Here is a 12913-nt window from a genome sequence, read left to right on the forward strand (position 1 = left end):
GGGCGGTGGTGCGCAGCGACATGCGGCTGTTGCGCCGGATCGTGCAGAATTTCCTGTCCAATGCACTGCGCTACGTTCAGGGCGGCCGGGTGGTGGTCGGCTGCCGCCGCACCGGCGACGGCGGCATCCGCATCGAAGTGTGGGACAACGGTCCCGGCATCCCGCGCGACAAGATCGCCGAGATCTTCCAGGAATTCCGCCGCCTCGACACCCCCGTCACCAAGGGGCGCGACCGCGGCATGGGGCTGGGGCTCGCCATCGTCGACCGCGTCGCCCGCATGCTGGACCACCCCATCACCGTGCGCTCGGAGCCGGGCAAGGGCTCCGTCTTCGCCGTCACCGTACCGCGCGGGACCGAGCGCCGCGCCGTCCGCCCGGCCAGCATCGCCGCCCGGCCGATGACCAACCGGCTGGCCGGCACCTCGGTGCTGGTGCTCGACAATGAGCCGGCGGTGGTGGCGGGGATGGAGGCGCTGCTGCGCGGCTGGGCCTGCGACGTGGTGTCGGCCACCAGCGGCGACGAGGCTCTGGCGCTGCTGTCCGGCATGCCGCAGCCGCCGGATCTGCTGATCGCCGACTATCACCTCGACGACGGGGCGTTGGGCGTCAACGAGGTGGCGCGGCTGCGCGCCGCCTGCGGCCGCATCCTGCCCGCCGTGATCGTCACCGCCAACCGCACCCCGGAACTGGCGGACGAGGCCAAGGCGGCCGGCTGCCTGGTGCTGAACAAGCCGGTGAAGCCGGCGCAGTTGCGCGCGGTGATGTCCGGTCTGGTGGGGTAGGGGCCGATGGAGAAGGTGTCCTGATGATTTACCGGTAACGCCTTACCGGTTCGGCTGTTGTCGGTTTTCATGACCGACCCCGCTGCGTTGCGCGACAAGGCGCTCGAAATCCACCGGCTGCTGTGCACCGTCTACGGCTGCCCGGTCGCCTATTTCCACAGCCTCGACCCGCTGAGCGAGCTGGTGTCGTCGCTATTGTCGCACCGCACCCGGAATGCGGCCTCCGGCGCCGCCTTCAAGGCGCTGCGGCGACGCTGGCCGGATTGGCAGTCGGTGCGCGACGCGCCGGTTGCGGAGGTCGAGGCGACCATCGCCGGCGTCACCTGGCCGGAGCAGAAGGCGCCGCGGATCCAGGCCATCCTGCGCCGCATCACTGAGCGGGTCGGCAGCCTGTCGCTCGACCTGCTGTCCGGCATGACGGTGCCGGAGGCCCGTGCGTGGCTGGAGGAATTGCCGGGAGTGGGGCCGAAGACCAGTGCTGCGGTGCTCAGCTTCTCCACCCTGCGGCAGGCGGCGCTGCCGGTGGACAGCCACCATCACCGCGTCGCCGTGCGCACCGGACTGATCCCCGCCAGCCTTGCCGTCGGCCCGTCGCACGCCGTGCTGTCGGCGCAGCTGCCGGAGGGGTGGGATGCCCAGCAGGTCTATGACAACCACGAGGTCATGATGCTGCACGGCCAGCGCTGCTGTTATTATCAGGCGCCGGCCTGCGACCGCTGCGTGCTGCTGCGGCTCTGCCCGACCGGACAGGCGCTCCGCCCGCCCGAGGAGGAGCGGGAAAGGGCGTGAAGCCATCCGTTTTGTGCATTGCAACACGCAGCTATTCCCAGAATGCAGGGCCGTTCACCGGCAGCCGGGCGCATATAGGATTGTGAGGGCGACGAAGACGCCGCTCCGATCTTCATAAGACGAGGCCTGAGGTGATTCACAAGATTTTGGACGCGATCGATGCCATCGTCGCGGAAAAACGGCAGAACGGCCAGCTTGAAGACTGGCTCAAGAGCGGAGCTGCGCGCCGTTTCTGCGAGAAGATTTCGTCCGAACGCAAGCAATACTACCCCGCCCTGCTTCTCTACTTGGAGCGCAGCGGCGGGCAGCACGTCTGACAGCGTATGGGTAACGGGAACGGGCCGCGGCATTCCGCGGCCCGCCCGTTTTTGAGGGAGCCTATTCGGCCGCCGGCGTCGTCGGCATCATGCTGCCGGTCTGCTGGAAGCGGCTGTGCCAAGCGAAGGCTTCCTCCAGCAGGTGCGGGGTGTGGCCGCCACGCTGAAGAGCCCGGCGGTGATAGTCGGCCGCCAGTTCGCGGTAGCTGGGATGGACGCAGTTGCGGATGATGGTCTCCGCCCGCTCGCGCGGCGCCAGCCCGCGCAGGTCCGCCAACCCGACCTCCGTCACCAGCACGTCGACATCATGCTCGTTGTGGTCGACATGGGTGACCATCGGCACGATGCTGGAGATGGCGCCGCCCTTGGCCAGCGACTTGGTGACGAAGATGGCGAGGTGGCTGTTGCGGGCGAAGTCGCCGGAGCCGCCGATGCCGTTCATCATCTGCGTGCCGTTGACATGGGTGGAATTGACGTTGCCGTAGATGTCGCACTCCAGCGCCGTGTTGATGCCGATGACACCCAGGCGGCGGATCACCTCCGGATGGTTGGAGATCTCCTGCGGCCGCAGCAGCAGCCGGCCCTTGTAGGAGCCGATCTTCGGCAGCACCTCGGCATATTTCCCGGCGCTGAGCGTGATCGAGGATCCGGACGCAAAGGTCAACTTGCCGGCGTCGAACAGCTCGAAGGTGCTGTCCTGCAGCACTTCGCTGTACATGGTCAGGTCGTGGAACGGCCCGTCGATCAGCCCGTGCAGCACCGCATTGGCGATGGTGCCGATGCCGGCCTGGAGCGGCGCCAGCGACCGGCCGAGCCGGCCCTGCCTTACCTCGCGGCCGAAGAACTCGATCAGGTGGCCGGCGATGGCGTTGGTCTCGTCATCCGGCGGCAGGATGCTGGCGGAGCTGTCCTGTTTGCGCGTTACCACGATGGCGGCGATCTTCGACGGATCGATGGGGATGTAGGGCAATCCGGCCCGGCTTTCCGCCGTCACCACCGGGATCGGCTCGCGGAAGGGGCGGCGCGTCGGGATATAGACGTCGTGCATCCCCTCCAGATCCAGCGGCTGGGTCAGGTTCAGCTCGATGATGATCTTTTCGGCCAGGATGGCGAAAGTCGCCGAGTTGCCGATGGAGGTGGTCGGCACGATCCCGCCGGTGTCGGTGATGGCGCAGGCCTCGATCACCGCGACATCGACCGGACCCATCTGGCGCGAGCGCAGCAGTTCCACCGTTTCCGACAGATGCTGGTCGACGAACATCACTTCGCCGCGGTTGATTGCCTTGCGCAGCACCGGGTCGGCCTGGAAGGGCAGGCGGCGCGACAGCACCCCCGCCTCCGTCAGGATCTTGTCGACGTCGTTGCCCAGCGAGGCGCCGGTCATCAGCGTGATCTTCAGCTTTTCCGACGCGGCGCGCTCGGCCAGCGCCAGCGGCACCGCCTTGGCGTCGCCGGCGCGGGTGAAGCCGCTCATGCCCACGGTCATGCCATCCTTGATGAGAAAGGCGGCTTCTTCCGCCGGCACCACCTTGCCCCACAAGGATTTCAGGCGGATGCGATCTCGGTACATCGGGCGTTCCTTTTATGAGTGCTTTTTTGTCGAATGACGAACGATCCGTGCCTTGGCGGCCGTATTTCTTATGTGAAAATACTCATAAGGATGGGCTGTCCGATGCCGCAACCGTTCGTCCGGAATATCAGGTCACGGGGAAGTGAATGGATGGGCGAATATCGCCATATATGTTCGCAATGCGGCCAAAGACTTCGTTAATCTACCATCGGGATTTGCCGAAACTCAATTTCGCAAACCGGTATTTGGTGAGCATCGCCCGGCAACAGGGCGGTTGCCGGCGGAATGGTCGAGGGCGTACCATCGGTCCCTCGAACCGATTTCAGGAGTCCGCCGGCGTGGCGTCCCCGCATCGGCCGACCGTCAGCACCCGCAGTTATGACGGGCATGAACGGCGGCACACGCATGACCATCACCAGATCGTGTTGCCCATCGCCGGTACCCTCGACATGGAGGTCGGCGGCGCCTGCGGTCGGGTGGGCGAGGGGCGCGGCGTTCTGGTGGCCGACGGCGTGCCGCACAGCTTCCGCAGCGGCGGCGCCAACCGCTTCGTCGTGCTGGATGTGCCGGCCGCCGGGCTGGTGCCGGAGGCGGCGGTGCGCGCCTGCGATGCCTTCTTCGCCATCGACGGGGCGCTGGATGGGCTGGTGCGCTATCTGGCGGCGGAGGCGTCCGACCGGCCGCTCGACCCTGTGCTGGCCCATCACTCGGCGGGGCTGCTTTTGCGCGCACTGGAGGTGCGCCAGCCGCCGCCCGTATCGCCTGTATCGCCCCTATCGAAGGACCCCATCGACCGCGCCCTGGCCCTGATGGCGGAGCGCTGCGGCGAGCCGCTGACGGTGGCGGAACTGGCCGCGGCGGCCGGTCTGGCGACCAGCCGGTTCCATGAACGTTTCCGCGCCCGCACCGGCAGCACCCCGGCCCGCCTGCTGGCAGACCTGCGGCTGGACCGGGCGGAGGCGCTGCTGCGGGATGGCCGCCTGCCGCTGGCGGAGGTGGCGTTGGCGGTCGGTTTCTCCGACCAGAGCGCCCTGACCCGCAGCCTGCGGCGGCGGCGCGGCACCACGCCGGGGGCGGTGCGGAAGGGCGGTTAAGTTCCGCGGGCCGCTTCGACGATCACCGCCGCCACCGCATCGGGGCGCGACAGGTAGGGGGCGTGGCCGCTCTCGACCTCGACCGTCCGGGCGCCGATGCGCGAGGCGGTGGCGCGCAGGAAATCCGGCGGCAGCATGCGGTCCTGGCTGGCGACGACATACCAGGCGGGTTTGGTCTTCCAGGCGGCGGCGCCGACCTTGCTGGCGAAGCAGGCCGCCGCGACCGGCCCCTGGGTGGCGGCCAGCAGGGCAGCCTCCTCCGCCGGCAGGTCCTGGGCGAAGTTGCGGGCCATGCCTTCCGGCGTCAGGGTCAGGAAGCGGCCCTTGTCCACCGACACGCCCGACAGGCCGGCCGACGGCGGGAAGGGCTTCAGCGTGTCGTTCGGCGACTGTCCAACATCGGGAGCGAAGGCGGCGACATAGACCAGGGCCTTCACCCGCTCCTGCTCGCCGATCTGGGTGATGACCGCCCCGCCCCAGGAATGACCGACCAGCACCACCGGCCCCTTGGTCCGGTCGATGGCACGCTGGACATGGGCGACATCGTCGTCGAGCGAGACCAGCGGATTCTGCACCGCGACCGCCGCGAAGCCCTCCGCCTGCAAGCGGGAGATCACCCGGCCCCAGGAGGACCCGTCGGCGAAGGCGCCATGGACGAGGATGATGGTCGGGGTGGAACTGACTGTGGAACTCATGGAAACGGCTCCCGCTGACGGTCGGACCCGCCAGTCAGAGCATGGCGGGGATCGGACCGTCCAGCCGGGGAGGTCCACTTTTCCTCTGTGCGGAAAAGGGCTTGGCCCTTATTCCGCCGGCTGGCGGGCCGACCGCCGGCCGAAGGTGGCGACCCGGTAAACGTACCAGAGGGCAATCCCGGCGGCGACGATGTTGGACACCGGGTTCAGCCAGCCGGAGACCTGCTGGTACCGGTCCTCTAGCAGATAGCCGGCGCTTGCCAGGAAGGTCGTCCAGATCGCGGTGCCCAGGGTGGTGTAGAGCAGGAAGGGGACGATCGGCATGGTCGACACCCCGGCGGGGATCGAGATCAGCGTGCGCACCGCCGGGATCATCCGGCCGATCAGCACCGCCCGGCCGCCATGCTCGCGGAAATGGGCGGCGGCCTCATCGACCTCCTCCGGTGCGATGGTCAGCCAGCGGCCATGGCGCGCGGCCCACTGCTTCAGCCGGCGGCTGCCGACCCAGAGGCCGATCCCGTACCAGAACAGCGCTCCCAGCACGGCGCCCACGGTGCCCGACACGATGATCATCGGCAGGCCGAGGTCGCCCCGCGCGGCGGTGAAACCGGCCAGCGGCAGGATCAGCTCCGACGGAATCGGGGGAAACAGGTTCTCCGCGAACATCAGCAGAGCGACGCCGAGATAGCCCGTCTGCTCCACCATACCGACAATCCAATCGAACACGGTCTTCTCCTCGCACCTGCCGACCCGCCACCCACCGCCGGAGCAACACCGGGACGGGGGATTGGTTGCATGGAAGGGCTCGCACCGGCAGCCGGTCCTGCTTATGTTTGCAGATGCAACGATTGGACGGACGAAGAGGATGCCAATGGCGGCCATCAAGCTCGACCGGCATGAGAAGGGGATACTGGCGGCCCTGCAGGAGAATGCCCGCCTGACCATGCAGGAGCTGGGCGACACGGTCGGTCTGTCGGCCTCCCCCTGCTGGCGTCGGGTGCGGTCGATGGAGGAGATCGGCGTCATCCGCCGCTACACGGTGCAGCTCGACCCGCGCAAGCTGGGGCTCGGCGAATGCGTCTTCGCCCATGTCACGCTGGAGCGCCACAAGGAGAATGCGGTCGACCAGTTCGAGACAGCCATCGCCGGCATGCCGGAGGTGCTGGAATGCTTCGCGGTCACCGGCGACGCCGACTATCTGCTGCGCATCGTCGTGCCGACCACCGAGGATTATGGCCGCTTCCTCAGCGAACGCATCTTCTCCATCCCCGCGGTGTCGCACGTCAAATCGAGCGTCACCTTGAAGGAGGTGAAGTTCGAGACCCGGCTGCCGCTGGACCATCTGGAGTAAAGACTGCAAATCCGGCCGGACGATTATCGGCCGTTATCCCCGCGGAGGCGGGGAGCCAGGGTTTCCGACGAGCGTACCTGTCGGGGCTGGATTCCCGCCTTCGCGAGGATGACGGCCGAGGAATGGCCATGAAAAAGCCCCCGCTCCGGTGGAGCGGGGGCTTTTTCACATCACAACGACCGATGAGAGATCAGGCCATCTCGACGCGCTGAGCCTCGGGGCCCTTGGCGCCCTGGCGGATGGTGACGCGGACCTGCGCACCGTCGTCCAGACCGTTGATGCCCGACCGCTCCAGCGCACGGATGTGCACGAAGATGTCCTTGCCGCCGGTCGACGGAGCGATGAAGCCGAAGCCCTTCGACACGTTGAACCACTTCACCGTGCCGTCGACGACTTCGCCGCCGTCCGAATCGCCGTAGCTGTCGTAACCGCCGCGGCTGCCGCCGTAGCTGTTGCCGCCGCCGTAGCCGCCGTCGTTGCCCCAGCTGTCACGCTCGCGCGGGGCGCGCGACGGACGGCTCGGAGCGGCGGTCGAGGTGTCGACCGCGTGGATGGTGGCGACCTGCGGGCCCTTCGGGCCGCGCGACAGATCGCAGGTGATGGTGGCGCCTTCGGGCAGGCTGTCGTGTCCGCAGAACTGCAGAACCGTGGAGTGCAGGAAAGCGTCGGGCGACCCATCGTCGGGGGTGACGAAGCCGAAGCCCTTAGTGGCGTTGAACCACTTGACGGTGGCGCGGATGTCGCGCTGGGTGATTTCAGGAGCGCGGAAGGAAGAGCGCTGCGGACGGTCGAACATCAGTTATCGTCTCATCTGTCGTGTTAAACCCCATCCCGGCAAAAACCAAAGAAGGGACACCCGGAACAGGGCAGGCGAAGGATGATCGGTTCCGACCCATAATTCAATCAGGATTGCGAATTTTCACCATCCGCGCACAACAAAAGCTCCGCCGCCGCCTGACGGGCAGGCGGGGCGGGGCGATTCGGCCGTTTTTGTGCAGATGCAGCGTGACGATTCAGCCGCGACTCAAGACCGGAGGCGGTCAGGCGCCGTGGCACTTCTTGTACTTCTTCCCGCTGCCGCAGGGGCAGGGGTCGTTGCGGCCGACCTTGGGGCCGCTGCGCGGACGGGCGCCCAGCTGGCCGTCCACATAGTACCAGCGGCCGTCCTGGTGGGTGAAGCGGCTGGTCTCGTGGTGGGTCATCGGCTTGCCGTTCATGCTGAAGCGGGCGACGAACTCGACGATCCCCTCGCTGTCGCCCGGCTGGCCGTCCTCGGTCGAACGGATCTCCACGCCGGTCCACACGCTGTTCCTGGCCCAGGTCTCGATCTCTTCGCGGTTGAAGTCGTCGCGGGTGCTGGGCAGCAGCGTGTCGTGCAGATAGTCGATGTTGCCGGTGGCGAAGGCGGAATAGCGCGAGCGCATCAGCGCCTCGGCCGTCGGGGCGGGCATGCCGGCCAGATAGGGTCCGCAGCAGGCGTCCAGCGGCTTGCCGGAACGGCAGGGGCATTCGGCGGCGGTCTGGGTCGTGTCGGTCATGGCCTGCTCTCGGGTGATGGCGGGGCGGGTTGCGGCAGAATCGCTGAGGGTGGGGTCCGGCTTCGCGGGGCGCATCCATAGCGCAGCCGCGCGCCGCTTCTCAAGAGGCTGGTTGGCGCAAATGGCCGCAATCTGCGGCTCGATCCGTGTCGGCCGCAATCCGCGGCGGCCTTGCGCGCGGACTCCGCCGCCGCTATCAAGCGGCCCCATCCCGATCCATGGTCCACTGCTGCCCGGAAGGCTGTCCGCTCCCATGCCTGCCAAAGCACCCCGCAAAGCCGCCATCCCCCGGCAACGCCCCGACCTGTCGCTGGAGGCCGGCTTCGGTCCCGGACGCCGCGTCTGCGGCATCGACGAGGTCGGGCGCGGCCCGCTCTGCGGCCCGGTGGTCGCCGCCGCCGTGGTGCTGCCGCCCGAAGGGCTGCCGCCGGAGATCGCAGCGCAAATCGACGACAGCAAGGCGGTCAACCGGCGCCTGCGCGAGGAGATCGAACCGGCGATCCGGGCGCATGCGCTCGCTTTCGCCATCGCCGAGGCGTCGGCCGCTGAGATCGACGAACTCAACATCCACAAGGCGACGCTGCTGGCGATGAAGCGGGCCTATCTGGCGCTGCCCGGTCCCGCCCCCGACGCGGCGCTGATCGACGGCAAATTCACCCCGGACATCGCGTGCGAGAGGGTGGCGGTCGTCAAGGGCGACAGCCGCAGCCAATCCATCGCCGCCGCCTCTATTCTCGCCAAAGTGGCGCGCGACAGCGAGATGTTGCGGTTGTCGGTCCAGTATCCACACTATGGATGGGACCGAAACGCCGGCTATCCGACACCAGAGCATCTGGAAGCATTGACCCGCCATGGTGTCACGCCGCATCACCGAGTCAGTTTTGCACCAGTGAAACGCCAAAGGGCACTGAGCGGCTGAGCCGTCGTCACTTGGCAAAGAAAGCTGTTGACGGCGACTCGGCCGCGACTCATTGTCCGGCCGAGTCCCAGTTCTTTGCCGGTCGTGAAATGCTCCCTGAAAACCGTATCCTGGTCGGCGATTGCATCGCTCTCATGAACGATCTGCCGCCCGCTTCGGTCGATCTCATCTTCGCCGATCCGCCCTACAACTTGCAGTTGGGGGGTGAGTTGCTGCGGCCGAACCACACCCGCGTCGCCGGGGTGGATGACGAATGGGACAAGTTCGACGATTTCGAGGCCTATGACCGCTTCACCCAGGACTGGATGGCGGCTGCCCGCCGTATCCTGAAGCCGGAAGGCTCCCTTTGGGTGATCGGCAGCTATCACAACATCTTCCGCGTCGGCGCCACCTTGCAGAATCTGGGCTTCTGGATTCTGAACGACATCGTCTGGCGCAAGACCAACCCGATGCCGAACTTCCGCGGCACCCGTTTCGCCAACGCCCATGAGACGATGATCTGGGCGGCCCGCGACAAGGATGCGCGCTACCGCTTCAATTACGACGCGATGAAGAGCCTCAACGAGGATCTTCAGATGCGCAGCGACTGGCTGCTGCCGATCTGCAACGGCGGCGAACGGCTGCGCGACGAGGACGGCAAGAAGACCCACCCGACGCAGAAGCCGGAATCGCTGCTGTACCGGGTGATCCTGTCCTCCTCCCGGCCCGGCGACGTGGTGCTGGATCCCTTCTTCGGCACCGGCACCACCGGGGCGGTCGCCAAGCGGCTGGGCCGCAAGTGGATCGGGCTGGAGCGCGACGACACCTACGTCAAGGCGGCCCAGGCCCGCATCGATGCGGTGGAGGAGGCGCCGGAGGCGGCGATCCTCGACACCCCGCCGAAGCGCGCCGCACCGCGCATTCCCTTCGGCTGGGTGGTGGAACGCGGGCTTCTGCGTCCGGGCTCGACCCTGTTCGACCACCGCCGCCGCGTTGCCGCTCGCGTGCGCGCCGACGGCACGCTGATCGGCTCCGGCCCGCGCGGCGACCATCGCGGCTCGATCCATCAGGTGGGGGCGGCGATGGCCGGCCTGCCGGCCTGCAACGGCTGGACCTTCTGGCACTATGAGGAGGGCGAGGATCTGCGCCCGATCGACGTGCTGCGCGAGCGCATCCGCTCGGAAATGCACTGAGTCCATCCCAGACCTGTCCGTCCGGCATAGGCGCCGGCGGGGACGGTTGCTTGGCAGCGGTGGCGTTGCCGTGCTAGGGCTGTCGGCCATGAACAAGCTCTTCGCCACCGTCACCGCCCCGGTGCCGCGTTCGGCCCCGGCGACGCTGTCCACCCGTTGTTTCGTGCGCGATCTGGTGATGGACGCGCTGATCGGCGTCTACGCCCATGAACGGCTGAAGCCCCAGCGCATCCGCCTGAACCTGGATCTCGACGTGATCGCCCCCGGCGTCACCGGCGAGGACATGGCGACCATCGTCAAGGGCGTGGTTACCCAGGGCCACGTCACGCTGGTGGAAACGCTGGCCGAACGCATCGCCGAGCGCTGCCTCGCCGACGCGCGGGTGACGATGGCCAAGGTCCGGGTGGAAAAGCTGGATGTCTTCCCCGACGCCGCCAGCGTCGGCGTCGAGATCGAGCGCGCCCGCGGTTGAGGGACGCGCAAGCGTGAGGGCGGGTTCAGCCCTCACCGAACTCTGTCTTACCGCAAAATTTCTTATCGCCGCAACGGCACCGCCCGCTTGACCAGCCGGCGGTCCATGTCGGCTGCCGCCACCGTCGGTTCGCCCAGGCTGCGCATGACGAAGGCGAAGGTGTCCATCACCCGGTCCAGCACGATCTCGTTGTCGTCCGGGCGGCGGCTGACCGACACAACGGCATAGCCGGCGGCACGCGCCACCGCCGGTTCGCCGCGCAGGCCGCGCACGCCCCAGCCGGCGAGCGCATCCTTGCAGCGGAACAGTTCCGCGGCGAAGCCCCCGGCCGACTGGGTGCGGCCGACCACATAGGCGGCGGCGACCGCCAGCGGCGCCAGCAGCCCGTCCCAGTCCAGGCAATCCTCCCGCCCGACCCACACCCCGCCGACCGAGCAGGCGGCGGCGCCGACCGCCTCGCCCAGCCCGGCGCGGAAGGCGCGCAGCGACTCCACCGCGTCGGCCGCCGGCATCGGCTCCACCCGGCGTCCCTCCGGCATCAGCATCAGCCGGCCCGCCCATTCCGACGAGGGCGGCAGCTGTTCGGTCAGGCGCGCGAGCAGCGCCTCGCGGGCGGCGGCGAAGGGAACGACCTCGGACATCGGGGCCTGCGGCAATGGTGGGGAGAGGAGGCGAGAAAAAGCCTGAGATGCTCCGGACTGTCAAGAGCAAGCCTGTGCGCCGGCAACCCATGGCTGCGGCGCGGCTGGAATGTCACAGGCGAAGGGCGCGAAAGCGGCCTTTTTCCGGAAAAATGAAGAGCTTTGCATTTTTCCGCTTGCCAGCTTTCGCCAGCGGCCATATAAGGCGGGCCTCCGTTCCCGGTTAGCTCAGTTGGTAGAGCAGCGGACTGTTAATCCGCTTGTCGCTGGTTCGAGTCCAGCACCGGGAGCCATAGCGCGGGTGTAGCTCAGTTGGTTAGAGCGCCGGCCTGTCACGCCGGAGGCCGCGGGTTCAAGTCCCGTCACTCGCGCCATTCTCTCCTCTATCTCTCCAAAACGATGTAGCGGATGATGGCGACTGCCCCACAGGGCAGCTTCGCGCTATCATGCATTCTTCGCCGTGTTCACAATCTACGTCGTGTTCACGATGCGGCCGATGGCGCCGGTTCCCTGTTGAACGGAATCCGCGCGCCGCAACGGCCGTGCGCATCTCGGATCGAGAATTGCCGGGGAGGAACCGCTCATGCGTTTGTCTGACAAGGTCGCCGTCGTCACCGGCGGGGGATCGGGCTTCGGCGAGGGCATCGCCCGACGCTTCGCCGCCGAAGGGGCCCGCGTCATCGTCGCCGACCTGGACGAGGCCGCTGCCGGTCGCGTCGCCGACAGCCTGGGAGAGACCGCACTCGCCGTCCGCGCCGACGTCGCGGTGGGAGAGGATTACGAGGCCATCGTCTCGGCGGCGCTGGGCGAGTTCGGGCGGCTCGACATCCTGGTCAACAATGCCGGCTACACCCACCGCTACGGCTCGATGCTGGACGTGGACGAGGCCACCTTCGACCGCATCTATGCCGTCAACGTGAAGTCGATCTATCACAGCGCCATCCACGCCGTGCCGGTGTTCCGCGCCCATGGCGGCGGCGTGATCCTGAACATCGCCTCGACCGCCGGTCTGCGGCCACGGCCGAACCTGACCTGGTACAACGGCTCCAAGGGGGCGGTCATCACTCTGACCAAGTCGATGGCGGCGGAGCTGGCGGCCGACAATGTGCGCGTCTGCGCCATCGCACCGGTCGCTGGCGAGACCGGCATGCTCCACCGCTTCATGGGCCAGGACACGCCGGAACGCCGCGAGCAGTTCCTTAACAGCATCCCGTTGGGGCGCCTGTCCACCCCGGCCGACATCGCCAACGCGGCGCTGTATCTCTGCTCCGACGAGGGGAACTTCCTGACCGGCGTGTGCCTGGAGGTCGATGGCGGACGCTGTATCTGAGGGTGAGCAACTGATCGCTTTGCATCTCCCTCTCCCCCCTGGGGAGAGGGACGGGGTGAGGGGGATGGGCAGGGAGGATACTCGGGAAAGGGCCGCCGCGCGTCCCCCCCCCCCCCACCCCCCCCCCCGGGGGGGGGGGGGGGGGGGGGACGGGGCCGGGGGCTGCGCGGGGGGGGCGTGCCATCCGCGCGGGGCGGGGGCGGGGGGGGGCGCAGCGGGGGGTGTGGCGCGGCCGGCCGCAGG

Annotated in this window: 15 protein-coding genes and 2 tRNA genes; 11 read left to right on the forward strand and 6 right to left on the reverse strand. The window is 67.9% G+C overall.

Translation table 11 applies throughout. The annotated features are described in order from the left end of the window. The 3 genes from GBZ48_RS34435 to GBZ48_RS34445 all read left to right on the forward strand — a co-directional run. Positions 1–782: ATP-binding response regulator (locus GBZ48_RS34435; RefSeq protein WP_174475151.1), on the forward strand; the 782-nt coding region annotated here is incomplete at its 5' end. A 69-nt stretch (positions 783–851) separates the two neighbouring features. Beyond that, on the forward strand, positions 852–1571 hold the full coding sequence (locus tag GBZ48_RS34440) for an endonuclease III domain-containing protein (protein WP_174475152.1): 720 nt from the start codon (positions 852–854) through the stop codon (positions 1569–1571). A 131-nt stretch (positions 1572–1702) separates the two neighbouring features. Then, positions 1703–1888 (forward strand): hypothetical protein, encoded by a 186-nt coding sequence (locus GBZ48_RS34445; RefSeq protein ID WP_174475153.1) that lies wholly within the window; start codon positions 1703–1705, stop codon positions 1886–1888. 61 nt (positions 1889–1949) lie between these two features. Here the strand turns inward: GBZ48_RS34445 and scpC are convergent, their stop codons facing one another. Beyond that, a complete protein-coding gene (scpC, locus tag GBZ48_RS34450; protein WP_174475154.1) occupies positions 1950–3458 on the reverse strand; it encodes a succinyl-CoA:acetate CoA-transferase ScpC in 1509 nt (502 codons plus the stop codon). 338 nt (positions 3459–3796) lie between these two features. On the opposite strand from scpC, the gene GBZ48_RS34455 reads away from it, so the two are divergent. Beyond that, positions 3797–4552 (forward strand): helix-turn-helix domain-containing protein, encoded by a 756-nt coding sequence (locus GBZ48_RS34455; RefSeq protein ID WP_174475155.1) that lies wholly within the window; start codon positions 3797–3799, stop codon positions 4550–4552. Here GBZ48_RS34455 and GBZ48_RS34460 read toward each other — a convergent pair. Together GBZ48_RS34460 and GBZ48_RS34465 are read right to left on the reverse strand one after the other, a co-directional pair. Beyond that, positions 4549–5247 (reverse strand): alpha/beta fold hydrolase, encoded by a 699-nt coding sequence (locus GBZ48_RS34460; protein WP_174475156.1) that lies wholly within the window; start codon positions 5245–5247, stop codon positions 4549–4551. The two genes, GBZ48_RS34455 and GBZ48_RS34460, sit on opposite strands and share 4 nt — an antisense overlap. 108 nt (positions 5248–5355) lie before the next feature. Continuing rightward, complete coding sequence (locus GBZ48_RS34465) at positions 5356–5973, reverse strand: VTT domain-containing protein (RefSeq protein WP_174475157.1); 618 nt, start codon at positions 5971–5973, stop codon at positions 5356–5358. 145 nt (positions 5974–6118) lie between these two features. Here GBZ48_RS34465 and GBZ48_RS34470 point away from each other — a divergent pair, with 145 nt between their 5' ends. Continuing rightward, positions 6119–6598 carry an Lrp/AsnC family transcriptional regulator gene (locus tag GBZ48_RS34470; RefSeq protein ID WP_109048989.1) on the forward strand — a complete coding sequence of 160 codons (480 nt, stop codon included), beginning with the start codon at positions 6119–6121 and terminating at the stop codon, positions 6596–6598. Between the two features lie 190 nt (positions 6599–6788). Here the strand turns inward: GBZ48_RS34470 and GBZ48_RS34475 are convergent, their stop codons facing one another. Both GBZ48_RS34475 and GBZ48_RS34480 read right to left on the reverse strand, forming a co-directional pair. Then, positions 6789–7394, reverse strand: a complete 606-nt coding sequence (locus GBZ48_RS34475; protein WP_174475158.1) for a cold-shock protein — start codon at positions 7392–7394, stop codon at positions 6789–6791. Between the two features lie 244 nt (positions 7395–7638). Beyond that, entirely contained in the window at positions 7639–8136 is a 498-nt protein-coding gene (locus GBZ48_RS34480; protein WP_098736290.1) for a YchJ family protein, read from the reverse strand. 253 nt (positions 8137–8389) lie between these two features. On the opposite strand from GBZ48_RS34480, the gene GBZ48_RS34485 reads away from it, so the two are divergent. The 3 genes from GBZ48_RS34485 (at position 8390) to GBZ48_RS34495 (ending at position 10699) form a co-directional block, all read left to right on the forward strand. Then, entirely contained in the window at positions 8390–9055 is a 666-nt protein-coding gene (locus tag GBZ48_RS34485; protein WP_174475159.1) for a ribonuclease HII, read from the forward strand. Positions 9056–9144: 89 nt separating this feature from the next. Further along, positions 9145–10227 carry a site-specific DNA-methyltransferase gene (locus GBZ48_RS34490; RefSeq protein WP_098736160.1) on the forward strand — a complete coding sequence of 361 codons (1083 nt, stop codon included), beginning with the start codon at positions 9145–9147 and terminating at the stop codon, positions 10225–10227. 88 nt (positions 10228–10315) lie between these two features. Then, entirely contained in the window at positions 10316–10699 is a 384-nt protein-coding gene (locus GBZ48_RS34495) for a dihydroneopterin aldolase (RefSeq protein ID WP_174475160.1), read from the forward strand. Positions 10700–10761: 62 nt separating this feature from the next. Here the strand turns inward: GBZ48_RS34495 and GBZ48_RS34500 are convergent, their stop codons facing one another. Further along, a complete protein-coding gene (locus GBZ48_RS34500; RefSeq protein WP_098736158.1) occupies positions 10762–11340 on the reverse strand; it encodes a hypothetical protein in 579 nt (192 codons plus the stop codon). A gap of 217 nt (positions 11341–11557) precedes the next feature. On the opposite strand from GBZ48_RS34500, the gene GBZ48_RS34505 reads away from it, so the two are divergent. The 3 genes from GBZ48_RS34505 (at position 11558) to GBZ48_RS34515 (ending at position 12670) form a co-directional block, all read left to right on the forward strand. Further along, positions 11558–11633: transfer RNA gene (locus GBZ48_RS34505), tRNA-Asn, on the forward strand. A 4-nt stretch (positions 11634–11637) separates the two neighbouring features. Beyond that, a tRNA-Asp gene (locus GBZ48_RS34510) sits at positions 11638–11714 on the forward strand. 209 nt (positions 11715–11923) lie between these two features. Further along, complete coding sequence (locus GBZ48_RS34515; RefSeq protein WP_174475161.1) at positions 11924–12670, forward strand: glucose 1-dehydrogenase; 747 nt, start codon at positions 11924–11926, stop codon at positions 12668–12670. The last annotated feature ends 243 nt before the right edge of the window (positions 12671–12913 follow it).

Origin of the sequence: Azospirillum melinis, assembly GCF_013340935.1 — a bacterium.
Taxonomy (GTDB): domain Bacteria; phylum Pseudomonadota; class Alphaproteobacteria; order Azospirillales; family Azospirillaceae; genus Azospirillum; species Azospirillum melinis.

Bases quoted from the DNA above. Each gene is read 5' to 3' on its own strand.
- GBZ48_RS34440 (WP_174475152.1), top strand. From the start codon at position 852: ATGACCGACCCCGCTGCGTTGCGCGACAAGGCGCTCGAAATCCACCGG.
- scpC (WP_174475154.1), bottom strand. From the start codon at position 3,458: ATGTACCGAGATCGCATCCGCCTGAAATCCTTGTGGGGCAAGGTGGTG.
- GBZ48_RS34460 (WP_174475156.1), bottom strand. From the start codon at position 5,247: ATGAGTTCCACAGTCAGTTCCACCCCGACCATCATCCTCGTCCATGGC.
- GBZ48_RS34470 (WP_109048989.1), top strand. From the start codon at position 6,119: ATGGCGGCCATCAAGCTCGACCGGCATGAGAAGGGGATACTGGCGGCC.
- GBZ48_RS34475 (WP_174475158.1), bottom strand. From the start codon at position 7,394: ATGTTCGACCGTCCGCAGCGCTCTTCCTTCCGCGCTCCTGAAATCACC.
- GBZ48_RS34480 (WP_098736290.1), bottom strand. From the start codon at position 8,136: ATGACCGACACGACCCAGACCGCCGCCGAATGCCCCTGCCGTTCCGGC.
- GBZ48_RS34485 (WP_174475159.1), top strand. From the start codon at position 8,390: ATGCCTGCCAAAGCACCCCGCAAAGCCGCCATCCCCCGGCAACGCCCC.
- GBZ48_RS34490 (WP_098736160.1), top strand. From the start codon at position 9,145: ATGCTCCCTGAAAACCGTATCCTGGTCGGCGATTGCATCGCTCTCATG.
- GBZ48_RS34495 (WP_174475160.1), top strand. From the start codon at position 10,316: ATGAACAAGCTCTTCGCCACCGTCACCGCCCCGGTGCCGCGTTCGGCC.
- GBZ48_RS34500 (WP_098736158.1), bottom strand. From the start codon at position 11,340: ATGTCCGAGGTCGTTCCCTTCGCCGCCGCCCGCGAGGCGCTGCTCGCG.
- GBZ48_RS34515 (WP_174475161.1), top strand. From the start codon at position 11,924: ATGCGTTTGTCTGACAAGGTCGCCGTCGTCACCGGCGGGGGATCGGGC.